The 18,260-nt window shown below is 23.8% G+C and carries 15 protein-coding genes; 11 read left to right on the top strand and 4 right to left on the bottom strand.

Features of this window, described 5'->3' with window-relative positions:
* The first annotated feature begins 80 nt into the window (after nt 1-80).
* The 5 genes from Q0087_RS06005 (at nt 81) to Q0087_RS05985 (ending at nt 4,007) form a co-directional block, all read left to right on the top strand.
* Nucleotides 81-1,856: an ATP-binding cassette domain-containing protein gene (locus tag Q0087_RS06005; RefSeq protein ID WP_297898778.1), complete on the top strand. Its 1,776-nt coding sequence runs from the start codon at nt 81-83 to the stop codon at nt 1,854-1,856.
* A 110-nt stretch (nt 1,857-1,966) separates the two neighbouring features.
* Nucleotides 1,967-2,362, top strand: coding sequence for a universal stress protein (locus Q0087_RS06000; protein ID WP_297898777.1), 396 nt, complete (start codon nt 1,967-1,969; stop codon nt 2,360-2,362).
* A gap of 293 nt (nt 2,363-2,655) precedes the next feature.
* The gene (locus Q0087_RS05995) at nt 2,656-2,817 is read left to right on the top strand and encodes a rubredoxin (protein ID WP_297898776.1); all 162 of its coding nucleotides are present in this window, start codon (nt 2,656-2,658) and stop codon (nt 2,815-2,817) included.
* A 265-nt stretch (nt 2,818-3,082) separates the two neighbouring features.
* A complete protein-coding gene (gene rd / locus Q0087_RS05990; protein ID WP_297898775.1) occupies nt 3,083-3,244 on the top strand; it encodes a rubredoxin in 162 nt (53 codons plus the stop codon).
* Between the two features lie 253 nt (nt 3,245-3,497).
* On the top strand, nt 3,498-4,007 hold the full coding sequence (locus Q0087_RS05985; protein ID WP_297898774.1) for a ferritin: 510 nt from the start codon (nt 3,498-3,500) through the stop codon (nt 4,005-4,007).
* Between the two features lie 130 nt (nt 4,008-4,137).
* On the opposite strand, the gene Q0087_RS05980 is transcribed toward Q0087_RS05985, so the two are convergent.
* From Q0087_RS05980 to aroE, 3 genes are all read right to left on the bottom strand, one after another.
* Nucleotides 4,138-5,025: a hypothetical protein gene (locus Q0087_RS05980; protein WP_297898773.1), complete on the bottom strand. Its 888-nt coding sequence runs from the start codon at nt 5,023-5,025 to the stop codon at nt 4,138-4,140.
* A gap of 314 nt (nt 5,026-5,339) precedes the next feature.
* Nucleotides 5,340-5,669, bottom strand: a complete 330-nt coding sequence (locus Q0087_RS05975) for a NifB/NifX family molybdenum-iron cluster-binding protein (protein WP_297898772.1) — start codon at nt 5,667-5,669, stop codon at nt 5,340-5,342.
* A 438-nt stretch (nt 5,670-6,107) separates the two neighbouring features.
* Complete coding sequence (gene aroE / locus Q0087_RS05970) at nt 6,108-7,013, bottom strand: shikimate dehydrogenase (protein ID WP_297898771.1); 906 nt, start codon at nt 7,011-7,013, stop codon at nt 6,108-6,110.
* A gap of 625 nt (nt 7,014-7,638) precedes the next feature.
* Between aroE and hisS the strand changes: the two genes are divergently transcribed.
* From hisS to Q0087_RS05955, 3 genes are all read left to right on the top strand, one after another.
* Nucleotides 7,639-8,955 (top strand): histidine--tRNA ligase, encoded by a 1,317-nt coding sequence (gene hisS / locus Q0087_RS05965; RefSeq protein WP_297898770.1) that lies wholly within the window; start codon nt 7,639-7,641, stop codon nt 8,953-8,955.
* 24 nt (nt 8,956-8,979) lie between these two features.
* Nucleotides 8,980-9,408: a phosphoribosyl-AMP cyclohydrolase gene (hisI, locus tag Q0087_RS05960; protein WP_297898834.1), complete on the top strand. Its 429-nt coding sequence runs from the start codon at nt 8,980-8,982 to the stop codon at nt 9,406-9,408.
* Nucleotides 9,409-9,564: 156 nt separating this feature from the next.
* Nucleotides 9,565-11,439 (top strand): PINc/VapC family ATPase, encoded by a 1,875-nt coding sequence (locus Q0087_RS05955; RefSeq protein ID WP_297898833.1) that lies wholly within the window; start codon nt 9,565-9,567, stop codon nt 11,437-11,439.
* Nucleotides 11,440-11,542: 103 nt separating this feature from the next.
* Here the strand turns inward: Q0087_RS05955 and Q0087_RS05950 are convergent, their stop codons facing one another.
* Nucleotides 11,543-13,138 (bottom strand): nitrous oxide reductase family maturation protein NosD, encoded by a 1,596-nt coding sequence (locus Q0087_RS05950; protein WP_297898769.1) that lies wholly within the window; start codon nt 13,136-13,138, stop codon nt 11,543-11,545.
* Nucleotides 13,139-14,211: 1,073 nt separating this feature from the next.
* Between Q0087_RS05950 and Q0087_RS05945 the strand changes: the two genes are divergently transcribed.
* The 3 genes from Q0087_RS05945 to Q0087_RS05935 all read left to right on the top strand — a co-directional run bounded on the left by Q0087_RS05945 (nt 14,212) and on the right by Q0087_RS05935 (nt 18,105).
* On the top strand, nt 14,212-15,966 hold the full coding sequence (locus Q0087_RS05945; protein ID WP_297898768.1) for a right-handed parallel beta-helix repeat-containing protein: 1,755 nt from the start codon (nt 14,212-14,214) through the stop codon (nt 15,964-15,966).
* A 556-nt stretch (nt 15,967-16,522) separates the two neighbouring features.
* Nucleotides 16,523-17,230, top strand: coding sequence for a DUF2162 domain-containing protein (locus tag Q0087_RS05940; RefSeq protein WP_297898767.1), 708 nt, complete (start codon nt 16,523-16,525; stop codon nt 17,228-17,230).
* 218 nt (nt 17,231-17,448) lie between these two features.
* A complete protein-coding gene (locus Q0087_RS05935; RefSeq protein WP_297898766.1) occupies nt 17,449-18,105 on the top strand; it encodes a MotA/TolQ/ExbB proton channel family protein in 657 nt (218 codons plus the stop codon).
* Nucleotides 18,106-18,260 lie beyond the last annotated feature (155 nt).

The raw sequence follows: 18,260 nt of genomic DNA, 5'->3' as shown, positions 1-18,260 counted from the left end.
TTATATATTGGATTTAATTTCTGTATACTGTTATTTTAAAGACTATAATGTTATAAAACACCTATTAAATAGTGATATTCATGATTAAAGTGGAAAATCTTAGTAAAAATTATAAATTAGATAATGGTGAGGAAATATCTGCACTAAAAAATATCAACCTTGAAGTTAAAGATGGTGAAATATTAGGTATAATTGGAATGAGTGGGTCTGGAAAAACTAGTCTTCTTAGAATACTCCGAGGTGTTGAAAAATTTGATGAGGGAAAGATAAAACTTGATAATATTGAAGTTTCATCTGATTCTAGTCAATATTACTATAATAAACTTAGAAAAGATACTGCAATTCATCTTCAAAGATCCTTTGGGTTATGGCCAGAAACAGCTCTTAATAATGTTGTAAGAAAATTATATGGTGCTAAATATGGGGATGAAGCTTCAACTGATTTTGATTTTGCTTATGATCAATTTGGTGATGAAGCAATGGAAATTTTAAAGGTTGTTGGTCTAGAAGATAAATCAGAACATTTTGCTCCAGTATTAAGTGGCGGAGAAAAACAAAGGCTTATAATGGCTAGACAATTAGCTAAAAAACCAAAAGTATTACTTCTTGATGAACCTGCTACTATGGCATGCCCAAGGACAAAACAAGCTATTCTTGATTCAATTAAAAGAATCAATAGTGATTTAGGAGTAACTGTAGTATTAGTTTCACATTTGCCAGAAGTTCATACTTATTTGGCAGATAGGGTTATTTTACTTGAAGATGGTGAAATTAAAGAAGAAGGAGATGCTTCTGATGTTACAAAAGAGTTTTTAAGTGATATAGAGCCTGAAATTGAAATTGATTTGACTGTAGATGATAAATCAATAATTAAGGCTAATAATATTGAAAAGAAATTTTTCCTTCTAAAAGGAGGAAGTGTTTTAGATATTGAAGATATCAATTTAGAAATTAAAAAAAGGGATATATTAACGATTCTTGGTCCGAGTGGTGCAGGTAAAAGTATAATTCTTAGAATTCTCGCAGGATTAGATTATCCTGAAAAAGGAGAAGTTTTATATAGGCTTGAACATGAAGAATTGGATAATATAGATAATGATTCTATAAAAAACTCTAAAAATAATGAAAATGATTCTAAAGAAGATATTGAAGATATTTGGGTTGATTTGGATGATCCAGGAATTAATAGGATGAAAGTCAGGAGAAAAATAGGTTTTATGTATCAAGAATTTGCACTTCAGCATCATTCTACTATAAGGGATCAGTTAGCTACAAAATTAGGGTTTAAAAATCAATTTGTAGTGGATGATGCAAGAAAAAAGGCCAAGGAATTGGGATTAGGGGATGAACTTTTAGATTCATTATATCAACTTACAGATTTGCCTGAAAATGAAGCAAAATCTAGACTTGAACAAATTGGACTACTTCCAGATATTTTAGATGATTTATTTCCAAAATTTCCAGAAAAAGCTGTTAGAGAAGAAATTAAACCTCTTTTTGAAGCTTTAGATCTCCCTCTTGAAATATTAAATCGAAAATCTTATGAACTTTCTGGAGGACAGAAAGTTCGTGCAATGTTGGCTTTGGCTTTAGCTTCAAAACCAGAAACTCTATTACTTGATGAGCCATTTGGGGATTTAGACCCATTAACACTTAGAATCGTTTCAAATTCTATCAAAAAGATTAATAAAGAATTTAAATCAACTATTGTAATGGTTTCACATAACATTGATTTTATAAAAGAACTTAGTAAACGAGCTGTTTTTATGGATAAAGGAAAAATAATTGATGATGGTGATCCCATTAGATTAGCTAATGAGTTTGTTACTTTTTGTAAAGCTGATTATTTAAGTTAATTTTATCTTATTATTTCTTAATTGAAATTCATTTTAATTGAAATATTTTTAATTTAAATATTTTTATTATTTAAATATTTTTTAATCAAGTATTATTTTTGGTGAAGTTTATGTTTGAAAATATAATGGTTCCTTCTGATGGTTCTGAATATTCGTATTTGGCTGTTGAAACTGCTTTTGAAATTGCTAAAAAATTTAATTCTAAAGTTACTGCTGTTTATGTTCTTGATGAAAATACTAGTTTTTCTTATGATGATTTAGAAGATGAAGGAAATAAAATTTTAGCAAAAATATCCGAAAAAGGTAAAAAAGAGGGAGTTATGGTCATAGAACATTTGATTACTGCAGATCCTCTTAGGGATATGAAAATAATAGCTGAAAAGACACAAGTTGATTCTATTGTTATAAATTCTTTAGGAAAAAATAGATCTGAAAATCTTAAAATTGGAAGTATTGCAGATAGAGTTATTAGAACTTTTGATATTCCTATTGTTCTTGTTAAATAAATTTTTTTATAATTTATATTTTTATTATTTAAATTTTATTATATTATTATTTTTCATTTTATTTTATATTATTTCTTTTTTTATTATTTTTATAATATTCTTTTTTTATTATTTTTATAATAATAATTTTTTCAATAATAATAAATATTAGAATATACAATAATATAATTACAGTAAAAAATAATTTTATTCTAGATTTATAAAGTTTAATAATGAATTTTAGGTTCTATAAAATTCTATTAAAATTATATAAACTTTTTGTAAATCAATATTAATAATAGGAGTTGTATTATATGAGTGGTAGGATGAAATGTAAAGTCTGTGGATATATTTATGATCCTGAAAAAGGAGAACCAAGAGCTAATGTTGAACCAGGAACCGAATGGGAAGATGTACCAGATAATTTTAAATGTCCTTCATGTGGTGCTCCAAAAAGAATGTTCAAACCAATTTAATATTTATTATTTAAATTTATCAGTTTTTTATTAGTTTATAATTATGTATGTTGATTAGTATAATATTAATAATTGCCATATTTTAATTATTATAATAATATCATTATTATATTTTAATTAATCATTTTATAATTAATTATATTCTAATTAAAAATGTATATAATTAATGTTTAGCTTAAATTTAATTGATTAATATTATTCTTAATTATTTAACGTTTAAGTATATTTATTTAAATATTTATTTAAAGAATTTTAAGGTGATAATATGGATAAATATGTATGTGATATGTGTGGATATGTATATGACCCAGAAGAAGGAGATCCTGACAATGGAATAAATCCTGGAACTGCTTTTGAAGATTTACCTGATGATTGGACTTGTCCTATGTGTGGTGTAGGAAAAGACGAATTTGTTAAACAAGAGTAATCAATTGATTTATTATATAAAATTTAAAAGTTTTATATAATTTTTTGTTTTATATAATTTTCATTGTTTTTGTTTAATAATATGATATAAAATAATATAATATTTTAATTTTATTTTAATTTTATATCTTAGTTTTTAAATTTTAATATTTATTTATTTTATAATTTTATTTATTTCATAATTAGCTTTTCATTTTCTTATTGATACAATCTTATGTTTATAAGATTATTTATTATTAAAAGAGGTGTTTTTTATGGTAAACGCAAAAATGGAAGAAGCATTAAACAAACAACTTAATGCTGAGTTGTATTCTGGATATTTGTATTTGTCAATGGCGGCTTATTTTGAAGAAATTGATTTAGGAGGTTTTGCAAATTGGATGAGAGTCCAAGCTCAAGAAGAACTTTCTCATGGAATGAGGTTTTATGATTATATTGTTCAAAGAGGAGCAAGGGTTACACTTTATGAGATAGAAAAGCCTCAATCTTCATGGGAATCCCCTGTTGATGTTTTTGAACATGTTTTATCTCACGAGAAAACTGTTTCAGGATTAATTGATGATTTGGTTGATTTAAGCATAGAAGAACGAGATCATTCAACAAACAATTTTTTACAATGGTTTGTAGCAGAACAAGTTGAAGAGGAAGAATCAGCTAGTAGTGCTTTAAATAAAGTTAAATTAGCTAATGAATCATCTAATGGATTGTTTTTAGTTGATTCAGACTTTGGAACTAGGGTTTATACGCCTGATACTTCTGAATAAGTTAATATCACTTGGGAATTATTATTTTTTATTATTTCTTCCTATTTTAAACCATTTCTCTAATTGAAATATTTTTTTTTATTTTTTTATTTTTATTTATTAAATTTGATTTTAATGAATATTTTTAAGTTTATTTGGATTTTTTAGTATTTATTAATTTATCTTCTATGAAATTTGATGATTTTAGAATATTTCCTCTATATTGTGGTATTATTTCTTCTATAAAATCCATAAATGATTTAGTAATTTTATAATAAGAATCATTATTTGAATAATTCAATGTTTTATTTTTAATTATAATATCAATTTTTGAATCTAATTCCTTTTCTAGTGTTTCGAGAAATGTATCAATCCAACTATTTGGAACATTTATAAATGGATAGACAATTTTAGTTTCATTATTATAATCTGATTTGGAAAATGGAATTCCCTCACCTTTAAATATACTTGTTAATATAGATTCAACTTTATCATCTAAAGTTTGTGATAAAAGAACTGAATCAATTTTGATTAAATTACTTTTATCATTTTTATTAGCTTCATATTCCTCAGTATCACTAAAGAATAATTTGTCAATATTTTTTAACTTATCTAATTTTATAAATATTTGATTTTTTTGATCTAATTTTGATAAAAAAGAATTTATATTTTTTATATCATATTCCATAATTTTTATCCCATATTTTCGAGCATAAGGTTCTAAAACTATTTTTAATAAATAATCTACTTTATTTTTAGGTTTTAATATTAAAACATTATTTTTAGGAGATATTTCATTAGCTATAATTTCTGAAAATTTTATACATATCTTTCTAAGAACATTAGAATTTATAATTTCTATTTTGGGATAATATTTCTTAAAAGTTACTTGTCTTTTTTTAGAAAACTTAGCAAACCTTTGATCATTTATATATAATACCTTGGGTGTATAACTAACATATCTTGTGTCTATACCAATTATGCTAAGTAACTTTAAAACTTCTTTTTTTTTATTAGCTTTATCTATAGTTTGATTCATAAAATCATCTAGATTATAACATTTAGGTTAATATTAATTATTTTAGTAATTATAATTTACTATAATTAAAATACTAAAATTTAAGAAGAATATATGATTGATTAAATAATTATCTGAAATAATTTATTGGGAAAAATAAGACATATAAGAATAGGAGAATTAAGGAAAATATAAGTTGTAAATTTAATTTATTAATATTATTCTATATCTTATAATTAATATTTTATATTTTCATTTTATATTTTTATTTTATATTTTTATTTTATATTTTTATTTTCATTGTATTTCCAAGTATTATATTTTAAAATTAATTATTATTGATTATAATCACTTATTGCTTGATCTAATGCATCATCAATAGCTTTATATGATATTATGGGCTTAATTCCTTTTTCAATACAAATTTCAAGTGGTTTTTTCCCAAGATTCTGTGTTATTAAAATACTAACGTCATCAATGAGGGCAATGGCTTGTTCTGATTTGTTTTTTTCATCACTGTTACATGTGGGATTGTTTTTAACAGAACCTAAATATTCATAATTTCCATCATCTTCAACTTCAAAAAGTAAAAAATGGGTGGCTTGGCCAAAATGCTGATTAACATATTCTCCATCATCACTTGTTACTGCAATTCTATAAGACATTGATTCAATCTCCTTATTAAGTTTATTAATAGCTATTTTCAAATATGGGTAGTATTAATATAATTAAACATTCTAATATAATTAATAAATCAATTTTTTTAATTAGAATTATAAATTATTAAAAATTAAATTATTAAAATTTACATATTTAATTAATGTTTATGTATGGATGTAATAATTTTATAATATATATTATAATTTAATATTATTTATTTATTTGTTTTTTATTTAATTTTTTATTTGATTGTTTAATTTTTTAATTTTTTAATTATATTTTTACTTATTTTTTTAATTATTTTTTATTTGATTGTTTATTTTATTATTTTTAAATGAGCTATTTTATTTTTTGAGGGATTATTTCAATATCTTGTATTCATTATTTATTATTTTTAAATATCTTGTATTCATTATTTATTATTTTTAATTTTTATTAATATTCTATTTAATAGAATTTAATATGCTTTTTTCCATAATATCTAATGGGGCTTCTTCTCCAGTCCATATTTTAAAATTTTCAGCACCTTGATACAAAAGCATTTTAGTTCCATAAATTATAGTTGCGCCTATTTTCTTTGCTTCCTTTAAAAGATTAGTTTCAAGAGGATTGTAAACAATATCATTAACAATAAGATCTGAATGCATGATATCATAAGTAGCTATTGGTTCATCATTTAAATTTGGATGCATACCTACAGGCGTAGTATCAATTAAAATATCTGCATCGGCTAAACTTTTAGGTAACTCATCGAGGCTTCCATATTTAAATGTAATGTCTATATGTGAAAAATCTATTGTTAATTCGTCTAATTTTGAATTATCAGTAAAATCTGCAGATAGTAAAGTTTTAATATCATAAATAAGGGATTTTGCTTTTTTAGGACTTCTATTAATCATATTTATGCTGTTAACTCCTTCTATAGCTAATTGAAAAGATATTGCTCTTGCAGCACCTCCAGCTCCAACTATTACTACATTCTTATCTTTTAAATCTGAAACTTCTTTAATGGCTCGAACAGCACCAACACAATCAGTGTTATAACCTTTTGATTTGCCCTCTTTAAATTTTATTGTATTGACTGCACCGATTAGATTTGCCATTATATCAAATTTATCAAGTTCATTTATGACTTTTTGTTTATGGGGAATAGTAACATTAAGTCCTTGAATACCAAATGCTTTAGCACCACGAATCGCATATTTCAAGTTTTCCTTTTCTACTTTAAATGGAACATAAACATAGTTCATATTCATAGATTTAAATGCAGCATTAAACATCGCTGGAGAAAAGCTATGTCCAACTGGGTTTCCAATTATTCCAACAACTTTTGTGGTTCCATTTATCAATTAATCACTCTCTTTTCATTATTATTATTCTATTAAATTTTTTATTACTCATATTTCTATTAAACTTATTTATTACTCATATTTTAATTATAATTTTTTTCATTGAATATAATTAATTTTAATCTAGATAATATTGTAATAATTATTATTAATCTAAATTAAAAAATTAATAATTAATATTATTAAAAATTAATTTTCAATATTATTAAAAATATGAATTCCAATATTTGTCATATAATTATATAAACTTTGATAAATAAATATTTTAATACAAAATAAATATTTTAGCTACTAATTGGCAAGAATAATTATATTATTAAATTAGATAAATAATTATTAAAAAAATAGGTTGTTTAATTTATATATAAAATGTTCATATTAAAGAATTAATTAATCAAATTGATTTGTAGTTTAATAGAAAAATATTTTAATATTTGAATAGATATTTTAAATTTATAATAGTTATTTAATATAGAAAATTATAAAAACAAAATACAATTATAAAAATAAAAATTATAAAATAGTTTAAAATTTTATTATATTTATTATATTTATTTATATTTTAACTCATTTTTAAAAAATTATTTAAATTATTGTCTTTTCATTATAAATTGGAGGAATAATATTGGAATTTACAAGACCTCGTGGAACAAGAGACTTTCTTTTTGATGAAATGAGAGAAAGAAAAAAGTGTGAAAACACATTGAGAAAAGTCTTTGAAACTTATGCTTATCAAGAAATAAAAACTCCCTTATTTGAAGATTTAAAATTATTCACAACAAAATCTGGAGATCAGATTGTTGATCAATTATACAATTTCACTGATAAATCTAACCGTGAAATAACACTTAGGCCTGAAATTACGGCTCCTGTAGCTAGGTTATATATTAATGAACTCCAAAAAACAGCTAAACCAATAAAACTTTATTATTTTGGAAGTTGTTTTAGATATGAAAGGCCTCAAAAAGGAAGATTTCGTCAATTCTGGCAGTTTGGTTGCGAATTAATAGGTGCTAAATCTCCTGAAGGAGAAGCTGAAGCTATTGCAATGGCAGAACAATCTTTAGAAAATTTAGGAATTGATAGTGCTGAAATTCATATTAATCATCTAGGTATAATCAGGGGTTTATTTAGCCATTTTAAAATATCAAGCGATATTCAAGAAGAAATCATGGCTTTAATTGATAAAGGAGATAAAGATTTACTTGAAAGTGAGCTTACTAATGATAGAAATCCACTTATAGAAATTAACGAGTTATCACAAATATTAATTAAATTAGTAGATTTTGTCGGTAAAGATGAGGTATTGAACGATCTTGAAAATCTTATTAGCAAATATGATGAGGCTTTTGAATCTTTAAACGAGTTTAAAAAACTTATAAACCTTTTAAAAAGTTTCAAAGTTTCTAATTATACTCTTAATCTTGGAATAGCAAGAGGTTTAGATTATTATACTGGAATTGTTTTTGAAATTTATGTTCCAGAACTCGGAGCTCAAAAACAAATAGCTGGTGGGGGTAGTTATAACCTTGTAGAACTTTTTGGGGGAGAAAAAGTTGAATCTACTGGCTTTGCTTTTGGTTTTGATCGTTTAATGAATGCTATTGAAAATAATAGGTCTAAAACTAATAATTCTGAATCTATTATTGAAGAGGATTCTATTATTGATGTTTTCGTTGCACCTATATCTAATGAGACAAGAGAAAAGTCTTTTGAAATAGGTCAAAAAATCAGATCTTTAGGTATTCCGACTGAAATAGATCTTTCAAGAAAGAAATTTAAAAAATTACTTAATACAGCTAATAAATTAAATGCTAAATATGTCATATTAGTAGGAAAAGATGATTTAGATAAAAATAGTGTTACTATTAAAGATATGATTTCTGGAAATCAGGAATTAGTGGCTATAGAAGATATTAAAGAGTTTTTAAGCAATAATTAATATTTAATTGTAGGGAGTGTAATTATTAAAATTAATTTTAAACATGAAGTTAATGGAGAAAAATTGGTAATATCTGTTGTTCAAGATTATGAAAGTTCTCAAGTTTTAATGGTGGCTTATATGAATAAAGAAGCACTTACAAAAACTTTAAAGACAGGTATTGCTCATTATTGGAGTACTTCTAGAAATAAATTATGGTTAAAAGGAGAAAGCTCAGGAAACACTCAAAAGGTTAAAGAAATATTTACTGATTGTGATATGGATGCGGTTGTTTTAAAAGTAGAGCAAACTGGTGCTGCATGTCATGAAGGTTATTATTCTTGTTTTTTTAGAGAATTTGATGTAGCTAACATAAATGAAAATAATAAAGATTTAGAAGATTTGGATAAAGAAGATTTAAAAATCATATCTGAAAGATTATTTAATCCAGAAGAGGTATATGGTAAGGAATAATAAATCTTAAGTTATAACTTTTTATTAGATTAATGAATATTTATGGTATTTATTAAATTTTATTTTAAATAGTATATTAACTATTTAAACATTATAAACACAGGGGATTATCAATTGGAATTTATTGAAAAATTTGAAATAGAAAATGAAGAAAATATAGAGAAAATAGTGCCTGATACTAGTGCTATTATTGAAGGAGCAATAACTAATTTAATTAATGAAAATAATTTAAATTATCCAGAAATTATTATTCCTGAAGCAGTTGTCGCTGAACTTGAATATCAAACAAATAAAGGTCAACTTATTGGTCAAAAAGGGCTAAATGAGTTAAAAAAACTTCAAAAACTTGTTGATAGTGGAGAAATAGCTATTAGTTTCACTGGAAAAAGACCTAGCAATTATGAAATTTCTCTTTCTAAAACTGGTGAAATCGATGCAATTATAAGAGATGTTGCAAAAGCTGAATTTGCTATTTTAGTAACATCGGATAAAGTTCAAAATGAAGTAGCTAAAGCCCAGGGAATTAAATCTATATTTGTTGAACAAGAAGATAAATCCAGTAAGGAACTAAAAATATCTGAATATTTTGATGATGATACAATGTCTGTACATCTTAAGGAAAATGTTCCTCCAATGGCTAAAAAAGGAAAACCGGGAAATATAAATCTTGTTAAATTAAATTCAAAGCCTCTTAGTTATGATTATCTTATTAAAATTGCTGAAGAAATAATAGAAAAATCTAGATATGATTTTAAGACATATCTTGAACTTGAAGAAGAAGGAGCTACAGTTATTCAATCAAGAGAATACAGAATTTCAATAGCTAAACCTCCATTTTCTGAAGCAATGGAGATTACTGCAGTTAGGCCAGTAGCAGAAGTTTCTATTGAAGATTATAAACTTTCTGATAAGTTAATGGATAGACTTAGAAATACAGCTAATGGTATCTTAATTTCAGGTTCTCCTGGAGCGGGAAAAAGTACATTTGCTCAAGCTGTAGCTAAATTTTTTTCTGAAGATATGAATCAAATAGTGAAAACCATGGAATCACCTCGTGATCTTCAAGTTGGTGATGAAATAACTCAATATGCTCCTTTAGATGGGGATATGGAAAAAACTGCAGATATTTTACTTCTTGTTAGGCCAGATTTCACTATTTATGATGAACTTAGAAAAAATCATGATTTTAATATTTTTGCTGATATGAGGTTGGCAGGTGTTGGAATGATTGGAGTTGTTCATGCTACTCGTCCTATTGATGCTATCCAAAGAATAGCTGCAAGGGTTGAACTGGGTATAATCCCTTCAATTGTTGATACAACTATTTATATTGAAGATGGTGAAATTAAATCTATTTATGAAACTAATTTAACTGTAAAAGTACCTTCAGGTATGCAAGAAGCAGACCTTGCAAGGCCAGTTATTGAAGTTCGTGACTTTGAGACTAATGACTTAAAAAATGAAATTTACACTTATGGTGAACAGACTATTGTGATGGATGTTGATTTAGTTCAAGATAATGGAAAAAATAATGATTCTAAGTCCTCTGTAGATATGATAGTTGAGAAAGAAGTTACTAGGGCTGTTAAAAAAATAGTTCCAAAATCTAATGTTAAAGTTGAGCTTGTTTCTAATGATAGAGTAAAAGTTTTTGTAAATGAGAAATTTATTCCAAAAATAATTGGTAAAAAAGGTAAACGTATAGATGATCTTGAAAGAAAAGTAGGAATTAGTATTGGTATTGAACCTATTGAATCTTTAAAAGATCCTAAATATGAAAAGGAAAATAAATCTAAAAAAGCTGGTGAAGAGTTTGAAATTCCTTATGAAGTATCTAAAAAACACTTAAATTTAGATATGGGATATGAGAATATTGGCGAAGAGTTTGATGTTTCGGTTAATGGCGAATATCTTTTCACAGCTACTGTTGGAAAAAAAGGCCTTGTGAGATTAAAACAAGGTCTCGAAATTACTGAAATTCTCTTAGATGCAATTGAGATGGATATTCCGATTATTGCGACTTTTAGATAATTTTATAAAATTTGATTAATTTTATAATATTTGATTTATAATATTTTAATAATATTTTAATATTAATTTAATATTTTAATAAATAATTATAATTCTTTCTTTTTTATATTTTTTTCTTTTTTAAATAGCCTAAGCCAAATATTCCTGCAATCAAAATAAGGACTAAATATGGCAATATTGAATTTTCTCCCATTGCTTTTGCAATCTGGTTTGATATAACTTCATAAGCTTTACTTAGTAATGTTTTACCACTAGTTCCTACAGAATTTTGATTATTTGTTGTATTAGTTTTTATGGGACTATTTGTTTTGTTATATGCTTTTCCATTATTGGTTCCATTTTGAAGGCTAGGATTATTTAAATTTCCATTTGATCCAGAATTATCAATATTTGAACCATTTTGAGGATTATTTGGTGGGTTTATCGGGTTTCCTGATTGTGAAGATGGATATATTCTTCCATCAGCACCTATAACATATCCTGTTTGTTTTTTTCCATCCCATAGGGCCATTTCACCAGAAGCAGTTAATTTTGCTGTTAATATTGAAGCAAGTATCCTAGGACATATATGTGGAGTACTTTCTCCATAATAATTAGGTCCAATACCTATTTCATCAAATTGGGGCTTATTTTTAACATCAAAATTCTCATTACCTAAAATGGTATTAAATTCAATGTTGTGTGTTGAAGACTGATCATAATTATCTCCAATTACAATACCATTTCCTGTTTCAAATACATCTAAATCAGTGTCTGATGTTTGTTTTTGATCTTTAATAATATTCAATTTTATAACATTATTTAAAGACTTACCATTTAATTGTATCCCATTTGCATTTTTAGAAATTGTATTATTTATAATGTCTGTTCTTTCAGTTTTATCATTTAGGTTTATCCCATTTCTTTTATTATTAGTAATAATATTTTCGGTTATATTAGTTTTATATGTATTTGATAGACTTATTCCATCATAATTATTTCCAATTGTACTGTTAATGATTGTTGTCATATTTGATAGTATTACTTCAATTCCATGTAAATTATTATTTAATATTGAAGTTTTATTAATCATAACTTTTTGTGAATTATAAATGAATATTCCTGTTTTGCTGTTGTTTGTAATGATGTTTGATATTATTTTTATATTTGCTGAATTTATAATAAATAATCCATATTCTTGAGAATTTGAAATTATATTATTCTTCAAATTTGAATTTGTACTTTTATTAAGTAAAATTGAACCTTTTTGACCTCCAATAATTTTGTTTGAGCTCATTGTTACTGATGATGAATTAACAATAATTCCATAGTCATAGTTAGTAATTATATTAAACCCAATTAAAGAACTACCTAAAGCACTTTTTGTAAAATAGAAAGAAAAAGTATCATTTCCATCATTTTCATTTCCATTATTTTCTTCAAATTTATTTGAAATTATTGTTGCTCCATTTCCATTTAGAGTTAATTTTTTATTTATTATTAGTGATATGTTATTATATGTTGAATTTTTAAATTGAAGTATATCTCCAGATTTTGCAGAATCAATTAAGTTCTGTATTTCTTGATTAGTTGCATTATGACTAATTTCTATTGTTGCAGAATAGCTAGGAGATATAAAAATAAAAATAGAGAAAATAATTATAATCGATAAGAATAAATATTTAATTCTATTTTTTTCTATCTTTTTAATATTGTCCATTTAAACAGTCCACAAATATTTTTTTTAATATTTTTAATTATTTTTAAATAATAGACTTTATTATCTATTTATTTTAATTAATGACAGTTTTAATCTGCTTATTTTAGATAATATTTCTATTTAATTTATATTAATGATATTAATATTTTTAGTATGATTATTTATTATAAAATATCCTATTATTTTAAATATTATATTAATGCCTATCGTCTATTATTTCTTTTTGTATATTGTATTAATATTATCTTAAAGACAATATTTTTGTATTTTAATCTATTTTAGGAATTATTTTTATTATTAATGCATTTAATGTTGATAATTATTAGTTTTTATAATTTTAATATATTATTAGGTTCAATTTAACAAATATAACCATATGATTTTATTTTAAACTTTTTATTAAACCTTAATGTTCTTTTTATTTAAGTAGTTTATTAATCGTAATATTTAAATATAATGGATGCCATACCGATAATTATATAATTACATAACGATGTTTGTATAATTTGTTTATATTAATATTAAAATTAATGAAATTTATTCAAAATTAATTAGTAACATTATTATTGTAAATAAATTTATTATATTTAATTATATTATATATAAATAATTAATATAAAATATTGTATAATAAATATTTAATATTTTTATAACGATATATGATATTTATTTTAATATTTATTTTAATATTTATTTTAATATTAATTCAATATTTTTTATATTATTTTATATAAAATATTTAATATTCTTTATAATAAGTTTATAATTCAATATATGATATTTTATTATTTATTTTATTAATTTGATATTCATTCAAAATATTATGTTTATAATATTTAACATAACTATAGTTATATTTATTATCATAATATTTTTACTTTATATTGTTTTGTAGTTATAAAAACATATTTTATACTTAAATATTAATTAATTATGGGTTTTTCTCAATTAAATCGGTTAATATTTATTTAAATTAAAAAATATTTAGAAATAAGTATTAAATTAATTTAATTTTTAAATTAATTTAAATTATAAACTTATATAATTAAAATATTTAAAACTACCTAAAGGATGTGAATAATATTAAATTAAAAAATGGTAATGGCGGATTTAATAAAAGTATAGCTTTTATATTTTTTGTCTTAATAGCCATTGGAGGAATTGCTTTATCAATTGATTCTTCTTCGGCGGCACAAGTTGTCCATGTAAATGACACAAGTTCAAATTCTGATATACAAAATATTATAAATGGATTATCAGATGGAGATACTTTATTTTTTGATGATGGAATATTTGAAAATATCGGTTTAATTATTAATAAGTCTATTACTATAACAGCTAGTTCAAATGCACTTATTAAAGCAATTGTTGATAATTCAACTCTAAATCCAACTGATATATCTAAATATGGTATTGACAGGGCAGCTGCTTTTTATTTTGTAAATGGTTCAAGTAATAGTAGTATTTATGGTTTAAATATCACAAGTATGCCAGGATTTGACTATTTGACTAATTCATCTGCAACTTCAAAAAATGCACTAATTTATGCATTACGTAATACTAATAATGTAAGTATTCATGATAATACTCTTAATAATTCTGCATGGGGTATTTATTTAGCTATGACTACTGGTGCAACAACAATGTCTATTTATAATAATGTTGTCACCAATATGTCCGATACCGGAATTATCAATTTTGGTTCTGGTGCAGCTATAATTAACAATAATACAATCTCTAATGTTGGTAGACATGGTATTGATGTAAGACATGGAAGCAGTGCAAATACAACAGTTTCTAATAATACAATAATTAATGCTAGTGAGGGTATTTATACAATGCACTCTGGTGGCCATATATTTGTAAATAATACTATAATTAATACTACTTTAAGTGCAATCACTGCTTATGGTGCTTTTGATGTATTAATCCAAAACAATAGTATGAAAAATGGAATTATTGGTATTTTATTAGCTAGTACTTATCGCAATATAACTTTAGAAGGTAATAACTTTACATATTCTTCAAAATCAACTTCTCCTAGTTTTGGATATAATTTAGTAACTGCAGATTCTTCAACTTCTAATTCTAATGTTAATGGAACTTATTCTGATAGTTCACAAACACCTGCACAAATTTCTATAAACTCTTCTTATGAAAAAACTACTATAAAAAATGGACAAAATGTAAGATATACTGTAGCAGTGTCTAATATAGGAAAAGGAGCGGGAAGCAATATTACAATAGCTAATATTTTGCCTGCAGGTGTAAGTCCTGATTCTGTAATTATATCAAGTGGTAGCTTTTCCAATGGAGTATGGACTATTGACTCATTATCTAGTAATAGTAATGCTATTTTAGTATTTTATGCAAAACCTTCAAAAGCAGGAACTTTTGTAAATACTATAAATGCAACTTATAATGATAACTTAAATAAGGGTAATAGTTGGGTTGATCTTAATGGTACCAAAACTACACTAACTGTTGATAAAGATATCAAAGTATCTTGCAGTAATACATTCAGTGCAAGTAAAGTAAGAAAAGCTAATTACTTCTATATAACTACTCAAATTAAGAACACAGGCTTAGATAACTCATCTAAAATAACTAGTAAAATATCTACAACAAAAGGATTAAAAATAGCAGCAGTAAGTAAAAGTAGTTATGCATCATATAACAAAAATTCTAAAACTTGGACTGTTAAATCAGTTCCTTCTAAAAAGACAATAACTTTAAAAATGAAAGTCAAAGCAGTTTCTAAAGGAACCCAAAAAGTAAAAGTTACTACTAATGGTAATTCTCAAACTAAATCTGTAAAAGTTGTCTAATTTGAGTTTTAAATAAAATTTAATAAGTAGATGATTTTGACTATAAGTAGATGATATTAATTAAAAAATATTATTTACATATTCTTATAATTTTTCTACTATTATTTTTTATTTCTTAAGGGGAATTTTTATTATTGATAATTTTTTATTATTATAATTATTTTCTTATCGACGATTTTTTTCTTAAATTCATTATAAATAAATTTATATTAATTTAATAAAAATAAAATCAATATAATCAATTTTAAAGATTTTTAAATTTGTTTATTTTATTTAATTATAATCAAATATTTTAATATTGATTTATATTTTTTCAAAATTATATCGATAATAACATTTATATCTATGAACTATATAAATAAAATTGTTCATTTATTATTAAATTTTATAACATTCCAATGTATAATATAATTGATCTAATTTTTTTATATTGTATAATGTTATTATATCTTAAATTGGATTTTATTTTTAATAATAATTATTTTACTAATAATAATAATAATAATAATAATTCTAACATATTAGGTCTTATTATCAGAATATAGGATAAAAAAACATGAACCCAATGGATATTTTATGGCAAGCAGGCGTAATAGCAGCAATCATAGTTTTTGGTGTTAAAATTGGTTTAGGTTCAGCTATGGCGAATCTCTCAAAAAAATCTATTTTATTACTAATAGCTATTTATGGTATTGGTATTTATATTGCTACTCAAATAGCTTCTATTTATTCAAGCCAATTTACAAACTTTGTCATATCGTATAATATGCCAATATTTATAGTTATGTCTATTATAATGATTTTAGCAGGTTTAACAACTATAAGGGAATGGAAAGTTCATAAATGTAATACTTCAACAACATCTGCTTTAGCTGTAATCGCACCTTCTCCTTGTTGTTTTTTATCCATAACTATAACTGCCATATTTGTTGCTCCTATAATAGGTCTCTCTATTGGAGAATTGAGTCCTATAATATCTATAATATTGGCATTAGTTATTATAGTCTCCTATTTTTCTGCTAATATAATTGTTAATTTTATAAAGAAACCTTACCCAATTATTCTTGGAAATTTCATGTTGTTCTTAGGAGTTTACTTTTTACTTGCAGCATTACTTCTTCCAAATCTAATTGAAGGATTTAAAAAAATTATGAAACCTATAAGTTTAATAGATGTAAATCTTATGATATATCTGATTCCAGTAATTTTGTTATTATTGATAGTAGGGGCATTCTTTTCTAAAAAAACTAGTTTCTTGAAATAATTATTAATAAAATATTATTAAATTCTCTTTCAATAATGAAAATTTATAAAAATACATATTAAATTTCTATTAATTATAAAATTTTATGAAAATATATTGAAAAGTAATATTAATAATAAAAATTCCTTATTGAAAATTTTTAAATAAAATTCCTATGAATATTTCTTAAAATGCTCAAATTAAAAAATTTTCTGTATTATGAAGTGTTAGGTGATTAAATGGTTTTAAATATTCCAGGTAGTGGGATTTTAACTTCAACTTTAAATGTGATTTCTCAAAGTTTATTAATTCCAGTGATAGTTCTTTTATTAGTGTTTGTTGTTTATGCAGTAATCACTATTGGTAGCCTTATTTCAGAGTATAGCTCAAGAAAAAAGGTTCCAATTTCAACAATGAAAAATTTGATTAGAGATATTTCACTAGCTGAGAATTCAGATATTGCAAAAAATGCGATTAACTCCTCAGAAATTCCTGAAAAACAGAAAGAAGATTTGTTAGATTTAATATCTTCTGAAGATTTATCTAAAGAATCAAGAGAAGCTTTAGCTAGAAAAATAATTGAAAATGAAGAAAATTTAATTGATAAAATTCTTGAAAAAACTGATATTATGGCCCGTATTGGTCCTACTTTAGGATTAATGGGAACCTTAATTCCAATGGGTCCAGGGCTTGCAGCATTAGGTAGTGGGGATGTCACTGGTCTTGCAAATGCTATTATTGTTGCTTTTGATACAACTGTTGTAGGTATAGGTGCTGGTGCAATCGGATATTTTGTATCTAAAATAAGAAAAAGATGGTATGATGATTATCTGTCTAATTTTGATGCATTATCTGATGCAGTATTAGATTTTATGAAAAAAAAATATCAAAATTAATGTTTTAAATATTCTTTTACAAAAATAATATTAAGGATATTTTTAAGAATATTTTTAAGAATAGTATTAAGAATACTCTAGAAAATATTATTAAATGTATTATTATTAATAACTTTAAAAATAGTATAAATCAAACTATTAACAATTTATAAATT

Origin of the sequence: uncultured Methanobrevibacter sp. (genome assembly GCF_937881195.1) — an archaeon.
Classification (GTDB): Archaea; Methanobacteriota; Methanobacteria; order Methanobacteriales; family Methanobacteriaceae; genus Methanobinarius.
The sequence above is the reverse complement of the archived record's forward strand: the minus strand, read 5'-3'. Positions and strand labels throughout refer to the sequence as shown.